The organism is Pelomonas sp. SE-A7 (assembly GCF_030345705.1).
Classification (GTDB): Bacteria; Pseudomonadota; Gammaproteobacteria; order Burkholderiales; family Burkholderiaceae_C; genus JAUASW01.
Map to the genome: position 1 here is coordinate 2281649 of NZ_JAUASW010000001.1, position 14219 is coordinate 2295867.

Here is a 14219-nt window from a genome sequence, read left to right on the forward strand (position 1 = left end):
CGCCGCTAGAGTCCGCTGCCGAGCAGGGCCCGCACGGCCTCGAGCAAGGCCTGCAGCTCGTTCGCCATCGCATGCGCCGCCGGCCAGCCCTGCTCGGGGTTCTCGCGCGCCGATTCGAAGTCCCGCACCAGCGCCGACAGCCGCTGCGCGCCAATGGTCGAAGCCGCGCCGCGCAGCGAATGGGCCAGCCGTGCCAGCCCTTCCCAGTCCTGCTTGTTGAGCAGCAGCTCCAGCGCGACTGCACTCTCCGAATAGCGTTCGACGAACTGTTCCAGCACCCGCCGGTAGGCCTCCTTGCGGCCGCCGCAGTAGCGCAGGCCTAGGGCCGGATCCAAGGTCAGTTGCTCCTCGCCGCCGGGCTGCGGTGCGGGTTCGGCCTGCGGCAGCGGAGCACCCGCGGCGGCGGCCGGCAGCCAGCGCAGCAGGGCCGCGTAGAGCTCGGCCGGATCGACCGGCTTGGACACATGGTCGTTCATGCCCGCCGCCAGGCAGGCCGCCTGGTCTTCACCGAAGGCGTTGGCCGTCATGGCCAGGATGGGCAGGGTCGAGAAATCCGGCAAGGCGCGGATGCGCCGGGTGGCCTCCAGGCCGTCCATGCGCGGCATCTGCATGTCCATCAGCACCAGGTCGTAGCGCTGCGGCGACTGCAGCCGGGCCAGCGCCTCGGCACCGTTGCCGGCCACCTCGACCCGCAGGCCGGCCGACTGCAGGAGTTCCAGGCCGACCTGCTGGTTGACCGGGTTGTCCTCGACCAGCAGCACCCGCGCGCCGGCGCAGCGCTCACGCAGCAGACGCTCGGCATCGTCGCCCCGGGTCCGTGGCGGCGGCGGGGCCGAGCCGTGTTGCAGCCGGGCGCTGAACCAGAACTCGCTGCCGCGGCCCAGCTCGCTGCTGACACCCACATCGCCACCCATCAGCCGCGCCAGCTTCTGCGTGATCGCAAGGCCGAGGCCGGTACCGCCGAAGCGCCGCGTCGTGGAGGCATCGCCCTGGACAAAGGCCTGGAACAGCTGCTGCAGGGTCTCCGGCGCCATGCCGATGCCGGTGTCTCGCACCGAGAAGCGCAGCAGCTGGCCCGAGTCGGCGTCGGAATCCGCCAGGCTGACCGTCAGATGGACCCCGCCGTGCTCGGTGAACTTGATCGCGTTGCTCAGCAAGTTCAAGAGGGTCTGGCTGAGCCGCGTCGGGTCGCCGCGCAGCAGGTCGGGCACGCCCTCGTCCACCTGCAGCTCCAGCGCCAGGTTCTTCTCATGGGCCCGCGGCCCCAGCAGCGAACGGCAGCGTTCCAGCTGGGCCTGCAGCGAGAAGTCGGTCTGCTCCAGCACCAGCTTGTCGGCCTCGATCTTGGACAGGTCCAGGATGTCGTTGAGGATCTGCAGCAGATGGGTGGCGGCCTCGCCGACCTGGTCCAAGCGCTTCTTGGCGATGCTGTCCTGCGCATCGCGGCGCAGCAGGTGATTGAGGCCGATGATGGCGTTCATGGGCGTGCGGATCTCGTGGCTCATATTGGCCACGAAGGCACTCTTGGCCTGGTTGGCGGCATCGGCCGTGGCGCGGGCCTGCTCCAGCTCGGCCGTGCGCTCGGCCACGCGGCGTTCCAGCTGCGTGTTGATGGCGCGTATCTCCTGCTCGGCGCGGCGCCGCTCGGTGATGTCCACGCTGAAGATGGACATGCCTTCTGAGGTGCTGCGCAGCTGCAGCTCGAACCAGCCGACCTCGCCGTCCGGGAACTGGTACTCGACCTCGCCGCGGAAGCCCCGGCCATGCTCCAGGCAATCGCGCAGCATCGCGAACACCGGCGCCTGCTCGATGCCCGGGAAGGCCTCCTGCATGCGCCAGCCCAGCAAGGCCTCGGCGCTCTGGCGGTTCTGCCGCACGGCCGCCGCGTTGACGTAGAGGTAGCGGTAGTCCTTGTCGACCAGTTGGCAGCCTTCCAGCAGATCGTCCATCAGCTGGCGCAGCCGCTCGCTGCTGTGGCGCAGGGCGGCCTCGGCCTCGGCCTGATCGGCGGCCGCCTGTTGCAGCTGCTGCCGGGCCTGCACGAACTCGCGGATCGCGGCCACCGGACGGCCGTCGCTCCCGGCCTGGCCCGACAGCTGGGCCACCGCACGCCCGAGGCGTCGGCTGGCCAGCACGCCACCCAGCAGGCCAGCCAGCGTTGCCCCAACCAGGGCAATGGCCAGGGTCAGCGCGGCCGCCAGCAGCGGCGCTCGATAGACCGAGGTGGGAATCTCTATGACCATGCTCCAGCCCGCCAGGCGGCTGGGCTGGCGCTGGCGCAGGCCTCCGTCGGCGGATTCCTCGCTGCCCAACCTCTGTGCGATTACCGCACCTTGACCATCGAGCAGCCGGACATTCCAGCCCGCCGGCAGCTGCAGCTGGTCGAGTGCACGCCGGAACTGGGCGGCTTCGAAGGTACTCAGCACCACGCCCGTATTGGCTTCCTGGCGGCGCACAGGCACCGCCACAGCCACCAGCGGCTCATGGGCCACGGGGCCGATGAACAGGTCGCCGACCCCGGGCGCCCCCGTCTCCAGCGCCGTCCTGGCCGCACTGCGCCCGGTAGGCCGCGGCAACTTGGGCAGCTTGGCGCCCAGCGGCTGGCGGGTGTTCACCACCATCTGCGATTCGAGGTCGGCCACCACCACATGACTACCGAAGGCCTGGCGGAAACCCAGGGCCTCGGCATAGAGGGCAGGCCGGGCGTCGGGCCGGTCCAGCAGCGGCGACTGGGCCAGCATCAGCAGGCCGTTGATGCGGGCCTGCAGGTCTTGGTCCACATCGGCCATCAGCACGCGCGAGGCGCGGGCGGCACGCTGGTCGGTCTCGAAGCGGACCTGCAGCACCCGGTCAATGGCCAGGTAGCCGGCCAGCAAGACAAGCGGCGCCATGCACAGCCAGATCAGCCGCGTGACATAGGCCTGCAAGGAAACACCGACGCCAGCCTGCTCGTCAGCCGTCATCCACTACTCCCTGACAACGCCATTCGGTGGGCGTCTTGCGTGCAACGATAAGCGCAAATGCCGTTGCGCGTCTGCCGCACTGGCCTAGCATCGCTGTCACCTAGTCAAGTGCCAAGCCCGCCATGAGTCTGCCCCTGTTTCCCTCTGCCTGGATGAGCGACGAGCACCGCATGCTGCAGGACTCGGTCGCCCGCTTCTTCAAGGAACGCTGGGTGCCGCGCGCGGCCGAATGGCGCGAGGCCGGCCTGATGGGCCGCGACACCTGGCTGGAGGCCGGCTCGCTGGGCCTGCTGTGTGCCGCCCTGCCCGAAGCCTACGGCGGCGGTGGCGGCGACTTCGGCCACGAGGCCGTGATCCTGCTGGAGCAGGCGCGCGCCAACCTGAGCGGCTGGGGCGGCGGCCTGCATTCGGCCATCGTCGGGCCCTACATCCTGCACCACGGCACCGAGGAACAGAAGCAGCGCTGGCTGCCGCGGATGGCGCGCGGCGAGCTGGTGGGTGCCATCGCCATGACCGAGCCGGGCACCGGCTCCGACCTGCAGAGCGTGCGTACACAGGCCAAGCGGGACGGCGACGACTACCTGCTCAGCGGCCAGAAGACCTTCATCACCAATGGCCAGAACGCCAACCTGATCATCGTGGTCTGCCGCACCGGCGATGGTGGCGCGCGCGGCATCTCGCTGGTGGTGGCCGAGGTCGAGAACGAAGACGGCTCGCTGCGCGAAGGATTCCGCCGCGGCCGCAACCTCGACAAGATAGGCATGAAGGCGCAAGACACCTCGGAGCTGTTCTTCGACGAGCTGCGCGTGCCCGCCGCCAACCTGCTCGGCGGCGCCAGCGGTGCCGAGGGTCAGGGCTTTTTCCAGCTGATGCAGGAGCTGCCGCAGGAGCGGTTGATCATCGCGGTCAGCGCCATCGGCGCGATGGAGCGCGCGCTGGCCGATACCGTGGCCTACACCAAGGAGCGGCAGGCCTTCGGCAAGCCGGTCTGGGAATTCCAGAACACCCGCTTCAAGCTGGCCGAGGTGCAGAGCCAGGTGCTGGCGGCCCGGGCCACGGTCGATGCCGCCATCCAGGCCCATCTGAACGGCGAGCTGGATGCGGCCCGCGCCGCCCTGGTCAAGGCCTGGTCCACCGACCTGGCCTGCAAGGTCATGGACGAATGCTTGCAATTGTTCGGCGGCTACGGCTACATGATGGAGTACCCCATCGCCGAGCTGTATGCCGATGCCCGCGTGGCCCGCATCTACGGCGGCACCAACGAGATCATGAAGGAACTGGCCTCACGCTTCATGTGAGTCCGCCTGGAGAGACCCAATGTTCGACGCCTACCTCTACGACCATGTGCGAACGCCTCGCGGCAAGGGCAAGAAAGACGGCCGCCTGCACCAGGCCAGCCCGGTCTGGCTCTTGCGCGGCCTCTTGAAGGCCCTGCAGCAGCGCCAGGACCTGGACACCAGCCTGGTGGACGACGTGGTGCTGGGCTGCGTCACGCCCGTCGGCGAGCAGGGCTCCGACATCGCCCGCACCGCCGTGCTCGACGCCGGCTGGCACGAGAGCGTGGCCGGCGTCACCCAGTCGCGCTTCTGCGCCTCGGGGCTGGAGTCCATCAACCTGGCGGCGGCCAAGGTGGCCAGCGGCTTCGAAAGCCTGGTGGTGGCCGGCGGCGTCGAGTCCATGAGCCGCTGGCCCATGGGCAGCGATGGCGGCGCCTGGTTCATGGACCCGCGCATCAACCAGCTGATCGGCTTCATCCCGCAGGGCATCAGCGCCGACCTGATCGCCGCGCTGGAAGGTTTCGGCCGCGAGGAGCTCGATGCCTTTGCCGCCCGCTCGCACCAGCGCGCGGCCGCGGCCCGCGAGGCCGGCAACTTCGCCCGCTCCATCGTGCCGGTGCAGGACATCGCCGGCCTCACCCTGCTGGACCAGGATGAGACCATCCGGCCGACAACGACGGTGGACACGCTGGCCAGGCTCGAGCCCTCGTTCGCCATGATGGGCTCCATGGGTTTCGACGCCACGGCGCTGCGCAAGTACACGACGCTTGAAGCCATTCCCCATGTGCACCATGCCGGCAACTCCTCGGGCATCGTCGACGGCGCAGCCCTGATGCTGGTCGGCTCCAAGGCCGGCGGCCAGGCGGCCGGCTTGCGTCCCCGCGCTCGCATCCGTGCCGCGGCTGTGGTCGGCTCCGAGCCCACCATCATGCTGACCGGCCCCACGCCGGCCTGCCACAAGGCCCTGACCCAGGCCGGGCTGCGGGCTTCGGACATAGACCTGTGGGAGATCAACGAGGCCTTCGCCGTCGTGCCGATGAAGACGGCGCGCGACCTGGGTGTCTCGCTGGACAAGGTCAACGTCAACGGTGGCTCCATCGCCATGGGTCATCCGCTCGGCGCCACCGGCTGCATCTTGCTGGGCACGCTGCTGGAAGAGCTGGAGCGCCGCCACCTGGCCCTGGGCTGCGCCACGCTCTGCGTAGGCGGCGGCATGGGCATTGCCACCATCATCGAGAGGGTTTGAGCATGAGTGCCGCACTGCATTGCGAACTGGAAGCGGACGGCACCCTGGTTGCCACCATGGACCTGCCCGGCCATTCGATGAATGTGCTCAACGACGAACTGGCCACACCGCTGGCCCAGCTCGCCGAGCGGCTGGAGACCGATCTGGCGGTCAGCGCCCTGGTGCTGCGATCAAGCAAGGTCGACTTCATGGCCGGCGCCGATGTGGACCGGCTCTGGCAGCTGACGACGGCCCAGCAGGCCTTCGACGAGTCGATGCGGTTCAAGGCCTTCATCCGCCGGCTGGAGCGCTGCGGCAAGCCGGTGGTGGCCGTGCTCAACGGACGCTGCCTGGGCGGCGGGCTGGAGATCGCGATGGGCTGCCACTGGCGCATCGTGATCGACGACGGCAAGGCCCGCCTCGGCCTGCCCGAGGTCAAGCTGGGCCTGCTGCCCGGTGGCGGTGGCACGCAGCGGCTGCCGCGCCTCGTGGGCATGCAGCAGGCCTTGCAGTGGATGATGGAAGGCACGGAGGTGCGGGCCGAGCAGGCCCTGGCCGCCGGCCTGGTGAACGAGAAGGCGGCCGACACCGCCGAGGCCTTGCAGAAGGCGCGCACATGGATCGTTCAGCAGCGCGGCAAGAAGCCGGTCCAGCCCTGGGACTCGTCCAAGTTCCGCTATCCCGGCGGCGACTCACGCTCGCCGGCCGTGGCCCAGCTGATGTCGGTCGCGCCTTCGATGGCATCGACCAAGAGCTGGGGCAACTACCCGGCCCTGACGCACATACTGTCCAGCGTATTCGAGGGCGGCCTGACCGACATCGACCGAGCGCTCGAAATCGAGTCGCGCCTCTTCGCTGCCTGCGTCATCAGTCCCGAGTCGCGCAACCTGATCTCCACGCTCTGGTACCAGCTCGGGGCGATCAAGAAAGGCGCCTCGCGGCCGGCGGGGCATGAGGTGTCCAAGGTCGGCCGCATCGCCATCCTCGGCGCCGGCATGATGGGCGCGGCCATTGCCCATGTGGCGGCGGGCGCCGGCATCGAGGTGGTGCTGCTGGACCAGAGCCAGGACAAGGCCGAGCAGGGCAAGCAGTATTCGCAGGGCCTGCTCGACAAGGCGGTCAAGAAGGGCCGTCGCACGGCCGAGCAGCGCGAGGCGCAGCTGGCCCGCATCCGTCCCACCGAGGATTACACGCAGCTCGCCGGCTGCGAGCTGGTGATTGAGGCGGTCTTCGAGGACCGGGCGCTGAAGGCCGGCGTCACGCAGCGAGCCGAGGCTCAACTCGCGGAGACCACCCTGTTCGCATCCAACACCTCGACCCTGCCCATCACCGGCCTGGCCGAGGCGAGCAGCCGGCCCGCCAACTTCATAGGCCTGCATTTCTTCTCGCCGGTGGACAAGATGCCCCTGGTCGAAATCATCTGCGGCCGCCAGACCAGTGAGGCCACGCTGGCTCGGGCCTTCGACTTCGTGCAGCAGATCGGCAAGACGCCCATCGTGGTCAACGACTCGCGCGGCTTCTACACCAGCCGCGTCTTCGCGACCTATGTGATGGAAGGCATCGCCATGCTGGCCGAGGGCGTGCATCCGCGCGCCATCGAGGCCGCCGGCCAGCAGGCCGGCATGCCCATGCCGCCGTTGGCCCTTCAGGACGAGGTCAGCCTCAGCCTGGCCTTGCATGTGGTCGACCAGACCCGGGCCGACCTCGCGGCCGAGGGCAAGGCCTACCGCGAGCATCCGGCCGAGCCCGTGCTGCGCAAGCTCTGCGAGCAGGGCCGCGTCGGCAAGAAGGCCGGCCAGGGCTTCTACGACTGGAGCGAGGACGGCCGCAGCCTGTGGAAGGGCCTGACGGCGCAATGGCCGACCAAGCTGATGCAGCCCGAGCCGCAGGAGCTGGTTGCGCGGCTGATGCTGGTCCAGGCCAACGAGGCGGCCCGCTGCCTGGAGGAAGGTGTGCTGCGCTCGGTGGCCGATGCCAACATCGGTTCCATACTCGGCTGGGGCTTTGCGCCCTTCCAGGGCGGCGCGCTGCAGTTCATCAATGCCATGGGCCTGCCGCAGTTCGTGGCCCGCTGCCGCGAGCTGGCGGCCAGGCATGGCGAGCGCTTCGAGCCGGCTGCGCTGCTGGTGCGAATGGCCGAGGCCGGCGAGCGCTTCGACGAAGGACCTAGTCCGAGCTGAGCAGGGCCAGCAGCAGACCCATGCCGACCAGCAGCACGGCCCCGGTCAGCCACAGGGCACCGGCAAAGCCGCCGCTGGCCTGCACCATCGCGCCGGACAGCGCTGGTGCGCTGATCTGGGCCACGCCGTAGCTGAGCGTCAGCCGCGCCATCGCCTTGCCCGGATTGGCGGGCGAGCGGCGGCCGACCAGGGCCAGGGTCAGGCTGACGATGCCTATGAAGGTGGCGCCATAGAGCAAGGCACCGGCCAGGGCGGCGAACAGGCTGCCCGAGAGGGCCGGTAGCAGCACGCCCACGGTCTGCAGCACGAAGGCCAGCAGCAGGGCCTGGATGTCGCCGAGCCGGCGGGCGATGCGGTCCCACAGGAACACGGCCGGCGTGGCCGCCACGCCGACCAGCAGCCAGGCCCAGGGCCCCTGCCCGGCCAGCAGCGGCTGGCGTTCGACGATGGCCACCGTGAAGGTTGCATTGATCACAAAACCCCAGCCGGCGCAGAAATACATGGCGATCATCAGCGCCATCCAGCGCCGGCCCGGCGCCTGCGCTTCGGCCGCAGCGGCTGGCGGCGGCGGCGGTGGCCGCCAGCGCCACGCAGGCAGCAGAAAGACCAGGCCCAGCAGCGCATAGCCCTGCCATTGGCCGGCCCAGTCCAGTTTCATCAGGCCCATCAGCATGGCGCCCAAAGCCGACACCACGATGCCCAGGCCCAGGCCGGTGAAATGCAGGCCCAGCTCGGGCCGGCGGCCGGCCCGCATCAGCCAGCCCAGCACCAGGCCCGATCCCAGTAGCATGCCCGCGGCTCCGCACAGGCCGCCGAGGTAGCGAGCCAGGGCCCAGAGCCACACGTTGGTGGCGAGCGCCATCAAGACACAAGAAACGAGGGAGAGCCACAGGCCGTGGCTGTAGAGCTGCTGGCGCAGCCGCGGCTGGTCTATCCAGGCCGCCAGCAGGGCGCCGCTCATGTAGCCGGCGTAGTTGATCGCCGCCAGCGCACCGGCCATCGCATCGGACAGGCCGGCCTGCGCCTGCATCAGCGGCAGCATGGGCGTGTAGGAAAAGCGCGCCAGGCCGATGCTGAGCACCAGGCCGGCAATGCCGCCGCTGATCACCTGCCAGGCCTGGAGCTTGTTGCCGTGCGCTGCTGTTTGCATGGGGGCCAAGCGTAGCCGCGCAAGCCCAACCGGCGCTGACGGCTCGGCGACAACCCCAGGGTTTGCGGGCCCTTGAATTCGAGATGCGCCCGCCCATCTGCGTGAAAGTCCAAGATTCCACAGCCCCTGCCATGGCCCTGCTCTTCATCTTCACCCTGGGCCTGCTCGCCATCGCCGCCTTGCTGCTGCCACCGCTGCTGCGGCGCCGGCGACGCCAGCGGCTGATGGCCCAGCCCTTCCCCCAGGCCTGGCGACGCATCCTGCGCCGCCGCGTGCCCCAGGTGGCCAGCTTGCCCGCCGATCTGCAACTGCGGCTCAAGGGCCTGATCCAGGTCTTCCTGGCCGAGAAGCCCATCATCGGCTGCGACGGCCTGACGGTGACCGACGAGATGCGGGTGACGATTGCAGCCCAGGCCTGCCTGCCGCTGCTGGGCGCACCGCGCAGCTTCTATCCGCGACTGAATCAGATCCTGCTCTACCCGGCGGCCTTCGTCGTCGACCGGCCGGTCAATGCGCCGGGCGGCGTGCTGCAGGAGCAGCGCCGGGCGCTGGCGGGCGAGTCCTGGGTACAGGGCCAGGTCCTGCTGTCATGGCAGGACGTGGTGCAGGGCGCGGCCGATCCGGCCGATGGCCAGAACGTGGTGATCCATGAATTCGCCCACCAGCTGGACCAGCTGAAAGGCCATGCCAACGGCGCGCCGCTGCTGCGCGACCGCGCGGCCTACCAGCGCTGGAGCGAGGTGATGCAGGCCGAGTACCAGGCGCTGCAATGGCGCTGCGCCGAGGGCCTGCCAAGCTTGTTGAACCCCTATGGGGCGACCGACCCGGCCGAGTTCTTTGCCGTGGCCAGCGAGGTCTTCTTCGAGCAGCCGGGCGAGCTCCAGGCCCTGCATCCGGCTCTCTATGCCGAGCTGGGCGGCTACTACCGCCTCGACCCGGCTGCCTGGTCCTGATGGATCAGGCCTGCTGCGGGCGTCGTTCCAGGTGACGGAACACGATGCGGCCCTTGCTCAGGTCGTAGGGCGACAGCTCCAGCGACACACGATCACCCGCCAGGATGCGGATGTGGTTCTTCTTCATCTTGCCGGCGCTGTAGGCCACCAGCTGGTGGCCGTTGTCCAGGGTCACGCGGAAACGGGTATCCGGCAGGACCTCATCGACCTTGCCCTGCATCTCGATCAGTTCTTCCTTGGCCATGCGGCAGCTCTCCGTGGATGCGCCTGCAAACCAGACGCGGGACAAAACAAAACCGCTGCAACGCGAAAAGGCGTCGCAGCGGTGATGGCCGCAATTCTAGCAGACCGGCTCCGCCGGCCCGGACTCAGGCTCGGGCAGCCGTGCTCTTGCGCGCCGCCGGCTTGGCGCTGCGCTTCTTGATCGCCAGCTCGCCGGCCTCGGCCTGCCAGACCTTGCTCTCCTGGCGCTTGGCCTTGGTGGCGGCCTTCTGATAGGCCTCCTCGGCCACGCGCCGCATCTCCACCGCCTTCTCCAGCGCCGCCTGGTAGCGCTCGATGGTGTAGGTGCTCTCGGAGGCGATGTAGACGCTGGAACGCCGCGGCGACTCGCCGAAACGCGGTAGCAGCACGCTGAAGCTGCAGTCCCGCACGCCCGGCCGGCGCTCGCGGACGATGGGGCCCGAGATGCCGACCGGCAGCTCGCTGCCCTTGTTCGCGTTGCGTTCGGGCTTGAGTCGGGTGGGGGCTGGAAGCTTGGCGATGCGCTTGCCAAGTTCGGTGTTGGCCGCCTTGAGCGCACCGCCTGCACCGCCTTCGAACTTGCTGTCCGAGTAGAACTTTGTGCCGCCGTAGCGCAGTTGCCAACCGTGGGTGGAGCGAGCGTCTATGCGCTGGATGCCTTGCGGCACCTTGAACTGCTCGCCGTTGTAGATCAGTACTTCTCTGAATTTCATCAATGAGTATCCCGAAACTTCTGGACAACTCCCTTGCAGGCTAGTGTAAGGTCCAACGGGCAAGGTTCGTACAGCGCTTAACATGGGACAAACACGGCCCCAGAGCTCGGAGTTGCAGTTGGGACTAGAAGCGACGCTCGCGGAACAGGTGCTACGCCGGCTGGGTAGCGTCATGCTGGTGGTACTCGGGCCGGACAGTCGGCTGCTGCATTGCAACCAGCTGGCCGAGCAACTGCTCGGCAGGGAATTGCTGGACCGACCCGACCTCACCAGCCTGCTACCCGAGGCCATGCAGGAACGCATGGCCGCGATGCTGGCGAGCGATACCGAGGTCGCCGACTGGAGCGGCGAGTTGGTCTACGAAGGCCACCGCACCCGCTGGTGCTTTCAGCGGCTGCTGGACAGCCAGGGCCGCCCCAACCTGCTCTGCTCGGGCGTGGATGTCAGTGCCGAGCGCCAGGCCCAGCAGAAGGCCGAGGCCCAGAGCGATGCGCTGCGCCAGTTGCTCTATCACGACGAACTCACTGGTCTCCTGAGCCGCCACGCCCTGCGCGAGGATCTGCTCGGCCGGGTCGCGCGCGGCGAGGGCTTTGGCCTGCTGGCGCTGAAGCTGGTGGACTTCAGCCTGCTGCGCGACAACTTCGGCCCCGAGGGCGCCGACCAGGTGCTGCTGGCCGCGGCCGATGCGCTGAGCGAGCTGCTGGAGCCCGGCCAGTTGCTGGCGCGCGAAGGCGGCGACGAGTTCAGCATCGCCGTCGACAGTCGCGACAAGGGCGAGCTGCAGAAGCTGGGCCGCGCCATCCTGGCGCGCTTCAAGCTGCCGCTGCAGCTGCCCAACACCGAGGTCAACGCGTCCATCGCCGTCGGCGAGGTCAGCTACCCCGCCCATGGCGGCAGCCTGGAAGAGCTGCTGCGCAATGCCTCCACCGCGCTGCATAGCGCGCTGGAAACGCCCGGCAGCCACTTGACGGTCTATGAGCCCCGCCTGCTGCTGAGAGCACGCGAGCGGCTCTGGCTGGACCACCACCTGCGCCGCGCGTTGGAACTTCACCAGCTGGAGCTGCACTACCAGCCCAAGGTGGCCCTGGCCGGCGAGGTGACCACCAGTGTCGAGGCCCTGCTGCGCTGGCGCCATCCCAAGCGCGGCCTGATACGACCCGACCTGTTCATCGCCCGGGCCGAGAACAACGGCCAGATCGTGGCCATGGGCCGCTGGGTCATCGTCAATGCCGCGGCGCAGGCCCAGCAATGGCTGGCCCAGGGCCTGCGGGTGCGCATCGCCATCAACATCAGTGCCCGCCAGCTGTCCGACCCTGAACTGCCGCGCTGGCTGGCGGAATGCCAGCGCATCGCCCACGGCCTGCTCGACGTGGAACTGACCGAGAGCTGCGTGGTCGACGACGAGGACCGGGCCGAGGGCTTCATGCATGAATGCCGCATGCTGGGCTGCAAGGTCTTCCTGGACGACTTCGGCACCGGCTTCTCATCGCTGGCCCAGCTGGCGAAGCTGCCGCTGGACGCGATCAAGCTGGACCGCTCCTTCATCAACAGCGGCGGCGAACGCGGCCAGGCCCTGATCCGTTCGCTGGTGACCGCGGCGCGCGAGCTGGGGCTCAAGGTGATCGCCGAAGGCGTTGAAACCCAGGGCCAGGCCGACTGGCTGCGCGGCATGCAGGTGGACGTGGCCCAGGGCTGGCTTTACGCGCCCGCCTTACCCGCCGCCGAGTACCTGGCCTGGCTGGCAGCGCAGAACAGCAACGCGGCCGCGGACTAGGACCAGAGGTCCAGCGGCGGCTCGTGGCCTATGGCGCGCAGCAGGTCGCTGCGGGAGATGAAGCCTATGGCGCGGCCGGTCTCGTCCTCGACCACGGGCAGGCCCGGCAGTCGCATCTCGTGCAGCACTTGCGAAACCTCGCGGATAGGCGTGTCGGCACTGACCGCCGGCAGCGGAGCCAGCATCACCGTGGTCACCGGCTGCCTGAGCTGCTCGCGCCATTCGCTCCAGGCCTGCAGGTCGGTATGGGCAGGTGACAGCTGCGGCAGCTCGGCCCGCACCAGCAGGCCGATAGGCCGGCCTTCGGCATCGAGCACCGGCGCCTGGCCCAGGTGGGCGTCAAGCAATTGCTGCCAGGCTTCGGACAGGCTCAGCGTCGCCGGCAGGCCCAGCACCTTGGGCGTCATCAGCTCACGCACCCTTGTCAGCAGGCGGCGGCCTGGCTGGTCTGCCTTGGACGCCTGAACATAGGCCGCGGCGGCCACCACATGCGGCAGCGGCTCGTGCGAAGGCTGCTGCCCGGCGTGATGTCCCTGCGTCTGCACTGCAGCCAGAGCGTCCGGGCTGGCGCCAGCTACCAGCGCTGAAGTGGCGCGCAGGCGGCCTGCAGCGCGTACCGGCTCCAGATCACGCAGCCCTTCGAGGGCGCCGCTGTAGACGCGGCCGTTCAGGCCGTAGACGGTGAACATGCGGGCATTCTGCGCCGCGCTGCCTGGGCTTCAACCGCCGAAATGCAACAAACGGCTGGCCCAGGTCCAGTGGGCTTCGGAAGACATCAGGCCTATCAGCACCAGCAGCACCAGCGGCGGCAGCAGGATGGCGCAGATCAGCGCCATGCGCTCCCAGGCCATGTGCATGAAGACCGCGATGATCAGGCCCGCCTTGACCGCCATGAACAGCAGCACCAGGCTCCAGCGCAGCAGGCCGTGGAACTGCAGGTAGTCCACCATGTACGAGGCCGCGCTGAGCACGAACAGCAGGATCCAGACCTTGAAGTAAAGGCCCAGCGGATGTTGTTGACCGGATGCGGATGACATGGCTACACCTCCTCACCACAGGTAGAACAGGGCAAAGATGAAGACCCAGACCAGGTCGACGAAGTGCCAGTACAGGCCGGCGATCTCGACGATCTGGTAGTTGCCGTGCTTCTCGTAGTCGCCGCGCCTGACCTTGAAGGCGACGATCAGCAGATACAGCACGCCTATGGACACATGCAGACCGTGGAAGCCGGTGATCATGAAGAACACCGCGCCGAACTGCGCCGCGCCCGCCGGGTTGCCCCAGGGGCGAATACCTTCGTCCAGGATCAGCTTGGTCCATTCGAAGGCCTGCATGCCGACGAAGGTGGCGCCCAGCAGGCCGGTGGCCAGCATCAGCTTGAAGGTGGTGGAGCGGTCGCGCCGGTAGGCGTAGTTGACCGCCAGCGCCATGGTGCCGCTGCTGGTGATCAGCACGAAGGTCATGATGGCGATCAGCAGCAGGGGCACGTCCACCCCGCCCACATGCAGCGAGAACACATGGCTGGGATTGGGCCAGGCCACCGTGGTGGAGCTGCGCACCGTCATGTAGCCGGTCAGGAAGCAGCTGAACACGAAGGTGTCGCTGAGCAGGAAGATCCACATCATTGCCTTGCCCCACGAGACCTTGAAGGTCTCGCGGTCGCTGGCCCAGTCCTGCACCAGGCCGCGCCAGCCTGGGGCGCCGCCGGAGAGGTTGCTTGCACTCGTCATGCCTGCCTCCT

General features: G+C 68.6%; 12 protein-coding genes. 5 read left to right on the plus strand and 7 right to left on the minus strand.

Features of this window, described 5'->3' with window-relative positions:
- Positions 1-5 precede the first annotated feature (5 nt).
- A complete protein-coding gene (locus QT382_RS10330) occupies positions 6-2963 on the minus strand; it encodes a PAS domain-containing hybrid sensor histidine kinase/response regulator family protein (RefSeq protein WP_289253948.1) in 2958 nt (985 codons plus the stop codon).
- A gap of 122 nt (positions 2964-3085) precedes the next feature.
- Between QT382_RS10330 and QT382_RS10335 the strand changes: the two genes are divergently transcribed.
- Genes QT382_RS10335 through QT382_RS10345 form a run of 3 tightly spaced genes read left to right on the plus strand, consistent with a single transcriptional unit; the run spans position 3086 to position 7645 of the window.
- Positions 3086-4261: an acyl-CoA dehydrogenase family protein gene (locus QT382_RS10335; protein ID WP_289253949.1), complete on the plus strand. Its 1176-nt coding sequence runs from the start codon at positions 3086-3088 to the stop codon at positions 4259-4261.
- Between the two features lie 19 nt (positions 4262-4280).
- A complete protein-coding gene (locus QT382_RS10340; RefSeq protein WP_289253950.1) occupies positions 4281-5486 on the plus strand; it encodes an acetyl-CoA C-acetyltransferase in 1206 nt (401 codons plus the stop codon).
- A gap of 2 nt (positions 5487-5488) precedes the next feature.
- Complete coding sequence (locus QT382_RS10345) at positions 5489-7645, plus strand: 3-hydroxyacyl-CoA dehydrogenase NAD-binding domain-containing protein (RefSeq protein ID WP_289253951.1); 2157 nt, start codon at positions 5489-5491, stop codon at positions 7643-7645.
- Here the strand turns inward: QT382_RS10345 and QT382_RS10350 are convergent.
- On the minus strand, positions 7632-8795 hold the full coding sequence (locus QT382_RS10350) for a YbfB/YjiJ family MFS transporter (protein WP_289253952.1): 1164 nt from the start codon (positions 8793-8795) through the stop codon (positions 7632-7634). The genes QT382_RS10345 and QT382_RS10350 overlap by 14 nt on opposite strands.
- 131 nt (positions 8796-8926) lie before the next feature.
- Here QT382_RS10350 and QT382_RS10355 point away from each other — a divergent pair, with 131 nt between their 5' ends.
- Positions 8927-9748: a M90 family metallopeptidase gene (locus QT382_RS10355; protein ID WP_289253953.1), complete on the plus strand. Its 822-nt coding sequence runs from the start codon at positions 8927-8929 to the stop codon at positions 9746-9748.
- Between the two features lie 4 nt (positions 9749-9752).
- Here QT382_RS10355 and infA read toward each other — a convergent pair whose 3' ends face one another.
- A complete protein-coding gene (gene infA / locus QT382_RS10360; protein WP_289253954.1) occupies positions 9753-9992 on the minus strand; it encodes a translation initiation factor IF-1 in 240 nt (79 codons plus the stop codon).
- A gap of 124 nt (positions 9993-10116) precedes the next feature.
- Positions 10117-10704 carry a hypothetical protein gene (locus QT382_RS10365; protein WP_289253955.1) on the minus strand — a complete coding sequence of 196 codons (588 nt, stop codon included), beginning with the start codon at positions 10702-10704 and terminating at the stop codon, positions 10117-10119.
- Positions 10705-10876: 172 nt separating this feature from the next.
- Here QT382_RS10365 and QT382_RS10370 point away from each other — a divergent pair, with 172 nt between their 5' ends.
- A complete protein-coding gene (locus QT382_RS10370; RefSeq protein WP_289253956.1) occupies positions 10877-12478 on the plus strand; it encodes an EAL domain-containing protein in 1602 nt (533 codons plus the stop codon).
- Here QT382_RS10370 and QT382_RS10375 read toward each other — a convergent pair.
- From QT382_RS10375 to QT382_RS10385, 3 genes are read right to left on the minus strand one after another with little or no spacing between them, the layout of a single operon-like run.
- Complete coding sequence (locus QT382_RS10375; RefSeq protein WP_289253957.1) at positions 12475-13167, minus strand: CBS domain-containing protein; 693 nt, start codon at positions 13165-13167, stop codon at positions 12475-12477. The genes QT382_RS10370 and QT382_RS10375 overlap by 4 nt on opposite strands.
- A gap of 30 nt (positions 13168-13197) precedes the next feature.
- Positions 13198-13515 (minus strand): cytochrome C oxidase subunit IV family protein, encoded by a 318-nt coding sequence (locus QT382_RS10380; RefSeq protein WP_289253958.1) that lies wholly within the window; start codon positions 13513-13515, stop codon positions 13198-13200.
- Between the two features lie 12 nt (positions 13516-13527).
- A complete protein-coding gene (locus QT382_RS10385; RefSeq protein ID WP_289253959.1) occupies positions 13528-14208 on the minus strand; it encodes a heme-copper oxidase subunit III family protein in 681 nt (226 codons plus the stop codon).
- Between the last annotated feature and the right edge of the window lie 11 nt (positions 14209-14219).

What these genes read in the sequence shown, in the direction of transcription:
- QT382_RS10340 (WP_289253950.1), top strand. Translation starts at nt 4,281, where the DNA reads ATGTTCGACGCCTACCTCTACGACCATGTGCGAACGCCTCGCGGCAAG.
- QT382_RS10370 (WP_289253956.1), top strand. Translation starts at nt 10,877, where the DNA reads ATGCTGGTGGTACTCGGGCCGGACAGTCGGCTGCTGCATTGCAACCAG.
- QT382_RS10385 (WP_289253959.1), bottom strand. Translation starts at nt 14,208, where the DNA reads ATGACGAGTGCAAGCAACCTCTCCGGCGGCGCCCCAGGCTGGCGCGGC.
- QT382_RS10375 (WP_289253957.1), bottom strand. Translation starts at nt 13,167, where the DNA reads ATGTTCACCGTCTACGGCCTGAACGGCCGCGTCTACAGCGGCGCCCTC.
- infA (WP_289253954.1), bottom strand. Translation starts at nt 9,992, where the DNA reads ATGGCCAAGGAAGAACTGATCGAGATGCAGGGCAAGGTCGATGAGGTC.
- QT382_RS10350 (WP_289253952.1), bottom strand. Translation starts at nt 8,795, where the DNA reads ATGCAAACAGCAGCGCACGGCAACAAGCTCCAGGCCTGGCAGGTGATC.
- QT382_RS10335 (WP_289253949.1), top strand. Translation starts at nt 3,086, where the DNA reads ATGAGTCTGCCCCTGTTTCCCTCTGCCTGGATGAGCGACGAGCACCGC.
- QT382_RS10380 (WP_289253958.1), bottom strand. Translation starts at nt 13,515, where the DNA reads ATGTCATCCGCATCCGGTCAACAACATCCGCTGGGCCTTTACTTCAAG.
- QT382_RS10330 (WP_289253948.1), bottom strand. Translation starts at nt 2,963, where the DNA reads ATGACGGCTGACGAGCAGGCTGGCGTCGGTGTTTCCTTGCAGGCCTAT.
- QT382_RS10355 (WP_289253953.1), top strand. Translation starts at nt 8,927, where the DNA reads ATGGCCCTGCTCTTCATCTTCACCCTGGGCCTGCTCGCCATCGCCGCC.
- QT382_RS10365 (WP_289253955.1), bottom strand. Translation starts at nt 10,704, where the DNA reads ATGAAATTCAGAGAAGTACTGATCTACAACGGCGAGCAGTTCAAGGTG.
- QT382_RS10345 (WP_289253951.1), top strand. Translation starts at nt 5,489, where the DNA reads ATGAGTGCCGCACTGCATTGCGAACTGGAAGCGGACGGCACCCTGGTT.